3 protein-coding genes are annotated in these 3,150 nt (G+C 64.6%); 2 read left to right on the forward strand and 1 reads right to left on the reverse strand.

Annotation, left to right across the window (positions count from 1 at the left end):
• Positions 1-213: 213 nt before the first annotated feature.
• Positions 214-1,350 (forward strand): vWA domain-containing protein, encoded by a 1,137-nt coding sequence (locus tag NKJ81_RS32375; RefSeq protein WP_352542965.1) that lies wholly within the window; start codon positions 214-216, stop codon positions 1,348-1,350.
• Positions 1,350-2,237, forward strand: coding sequence for an amidohydrolase family protein (locus tag NKJ81_RS32380; protein WP_352542967.1), 888 nt, complete (start codon positions 1,350-1,352; stop codon positions 2,235-2,237). The genes NKJ81_RS32375 and NKJ81_RS32380 overlap by 1 nt, the downstream gene beginning before the upstream one ends.
• Before the next feature lie 213 nt (positions 2,238-2,450).
• On the opposite strand, the gene NKJ81_RS32385 is transcribed toward NKJ81_RS32380, so the two are convergent.
• Positions 2,451-2,858, reverse strand: coding sequence for a carboxymuconolactone decarboxylase family protein (locus NKJ81_RS32385; RefSeq protein WP_352542966.1), 408 nt, complete (start codon positions 2,856-2,858; stop codon positions 2,451-2,453).
• Positions 2,859-3,150 lie beyond the last annotated feature (292 nt).

The following is a 3,150-nucleotide window of genomic DNA, read 5'->3' on the forward strand; positions in this document are numbered from 1 at the left end:
CGACCTCAACCTCGTCGAGAGATAGCATGGAGCACTGTTCGCGATGTCCTCGCACACCTGTTCGCGATGTCTCCGGTCCAAACAGGGGGGAGATTGGCAGCTTGGGCGCTCCGCTCAATTCTGCAACGTTGAAGATTGGCGAAAGCCGGCGAGATGTCTGATCTCCCCCCTTGAGGGGGAGATGTCCGGCAGGACAGAGGGGGGCGCGAAGGAATGATGCGTGCGGAAAGCTTGCCCCGTGCAACCACCCCGTTCCTCGGCTTCGCCCGGTTGCTTCGCAGCCACGCCTTCGCCGTCGCACCCGAACAAATCACCGGCTTCATGCAAGCGGTGACATTGCTCGGGCCCCGTTCGATGGCCGACATCCACGAGGCGGCCCTTGCCACGCTGGCGCCGCCGCCCGACCGCCGCGACGAATTCGAGGCGCATTTCCGGAGCCATTTCTATGGGGATGCCGCGGCGCTGGTCGAAGGCGAGGCCGACGAGGAAACCCGCATCAAGGACGATGGTGCAACGGGCGAAGAAGAAATCGAAGTGGTCCGCCAGGAGCAAGGCGGCGAACTGTCTTCGGCCAGCGAACAGTTGAGCGTCCGCGAGTTCCAGCGCGACAGCGACGGGCTTGCCGCCTTCCGCCGCAAGCTCGCCACCGCTTTGCCCGCGCGCCGCTCCTTCCGCACCGTACGCACCCATGCGCGCGGCAAGCTCGATCTGCGCCGTTCGCTTAGGGAGATCGTCAGCGCCGACGGCGATATCCCCTCGCCGCTGCTGCGCCGGCGGCAGGCGGTGCCGCGCAAGCTTCTCATCCTCATCGATGTATCCGGCTCGATGAAACTCTACACATCAGACTATCTCAAGCTGGCGCATGCGGCGGTGCAAGGCGCCGACCGGGCGGAGGTCTTCACTTTCGGCACACGGCTGACCCGCATCACCTCGCCGCTGCGCATTCGCGACCGCGACCAGGCGCTGGCCCGCGCCGCTGCCCAGGTCGACGACTGGGACGGCGGCACCCGTATGGGACCGACGCTGCTCGCGTTTCTATCGGTGCCGCGCTTCTCCGCCTTTGCACGCGGGGCGGCGATCGTCATCCTGTCGGATGCGCTGGAGCGCGGCGATCATGCCGAGCTGGAGACGGCGATGCGCCGGCTGAGCGCCCGCGCCTTTCGGCTTTCGCTGGCGACGCCGTTGGCCGGCGATCCGCGCTTCCGGCCGGCCACGGCAGCACTTCGCGCCATCCTGCCGGTGCTCGACGACCTGGTCGACGGCTCGTCGATCGCGGGCGTCACCGAGTTCATCCTGTCGCTCGCCCGCCCCGCCCCGGCGGCCGCGGCAATCTGGAAGAGGGTTTCGTGATGCAGAAGGCGATCGACGCGCATTTCCACATCTGGCGGCAAAAGGACCAGCCATGGCTGGTCGGGCCGATGGTGCCGCGCATCTTTGGCCCTTACGAGCCGATCCGCCGCGACTATCCGATCGAGGAATTCCTCGCCGACGAGCAAGGCTCGGGCGTCGAGAAGGCGGTCTATGTCCAGACCAACTGGGCCAAGGAGGATTTCGAGAACGAGGTCGCGTTCCTGCAGAAGACCGCGGAAGAAACCGGCTGGCCGCACGCCATCGTCGGCTATGCCGACATGACCGTGGACGACGTGCGTTCCCAGATCGACCGGCTGATCAAATACCCTCTGCTGCGCGGCGTGCGCATGCAGCTGCACTGGCACCAAACGCCGGCCTTCCGCTTCGCCGCCTCGGCCGATCAGGTCATCGACCCGAAGGTGCGGGCCAATGTCGCGCGGCTCAAGCATTACGGCCTGTCCTTCGACCTGCAGCTTTTCCCCGCCCAGATGAAGGATGGGCTGACGCTCGTCGGCGAGAACCCCGAGACCAATTTCATTCTCACCCATGCCGGCATGCTGACCGACATGGAGCCCGAAACCACCGAGGCCTGGAAGGCAGGCCTGCGCACGCTGTCAGCGGCGCCCAACCTCTATGCAAAGCTGTCCGGCCTCGGCACCTTCGTCCACCACAACGACCCGGCGCTGATCGGCTATATCGTCGACAACACCATCGACATCCTCGGCAGCGACCACCTGATGTTCGGCTCGAACTTCCCGATCGAGAAGCTGTGGACCAGCCACGCCGAGCTGATCAGGGCGCACCGGGAGGCGGTGGCGAAACACGGCGCGGCGGCCGAGGCCGATATTTTCTGGAACACGGCGGCGAAGGTTTATCGGCCGGTGTAGCGCGCATCCCTTCTCCCCTTGTGGGAGAAGGTGGATCGGCGCGTAGCGCCGAGACGGATGAGGGGTGCTGGAAGAAACTAGGCGGAGAAAATCCCAGCGATTTGAAGCACTTACGTCTCCAAGGCCGCGATCCGTCCAGCACCCCTCATCCGACCGAGCTTCGCTCGGCCACCTTCTCCCACAAGGGGAGAAGGGAAGGCGCCGCGCCTCACCTCACCGCACCTCGAACTGCGGATCGACCGGTATCTGCATCGCGGTGACCATCTGGTTGGTCTGCCCGGCCAGCCCGATGATCGACACCAGTTCGCCATGCTGCGCATCGGTCATGCCCTTGGCCCGCGCTGTCGCCGTATGCGAATGGACGCAATAGGAGCAGCCATTGGCGGTCGAGACGGCGATGTAGATCATCTCCTTGGTCAGCGGATCGATGGCGCTGTCGGCGACCATCACCGCCTTGAGCTGTTCCCACACCCGCTTCAGCGACGCCGGATCATTGGCCAGCCCGCGCCAGAAATTGTTGACGAAATCGGATTTGCGCGTCGCACGGATGTCGTCGAATACCGCCTTGACCGCCGGGATTTTTTCCACCTCGGCATCGCTCAGAAGTTTCGTCGTGGCCATGGCTTGGTCCTTTCGTTTGGATCGTTATGCGAGGTCGTTGAATCAGGTCGGGAGAAAAGGCGGCTAACCGCCTTGGATGAATCAGCAATTGACGCGCTGAGGCAAGACCGTAAGGCTGGCCGAGGCCCCTCACCCTCGTCATCCCTGGGCGAAGCAGGAGCGAAGCTCCGTCGCGGAGACCCTGGGATCCCATATGTGGACGGCGCCCTGCCTGCAACGGTTGTTTTGCGTCGTTTTCGATCGCTTGCGTCCATATGTCCGGCCTTTGAGCACGGTCCTTGCGGCCGCTGGC

The sequence above is a fragment of the Mesorhizobium sp. M0018 genome, assembly GCF_040323955.1.
GTDB lineage: Bacteria > Pseudomonadota > Alphaproteobacteria > Rhizobiales > Rhizobiaceae > Mesorhizobium.

Bases quoted from the DNA above. Each gene is read 5' to 3' on its own strand.
- NKJ81_RS32385 (WP_352542966.1), bottom strand. From the start codon at position 2,858: ATGGCCACGACGAAACTTCTGAGCGATGCCGAGGTGGAAAAAATCCCG.
- NKJ81_RS32380 (WP_352542967.1), top strand. From the start codon at position 1,350: ATGCAGAAGGCGATCGACGCGCATTTCCACATCTGGCGGCAAAAGGAC.
- NKJ81_RS32375 (WP_352542965.1), top strand. From the start codon at position 214: ATGATGCGTGCGGAAAGCTTGCCCCGTGCAACCACCCCGTTCCTCGGC.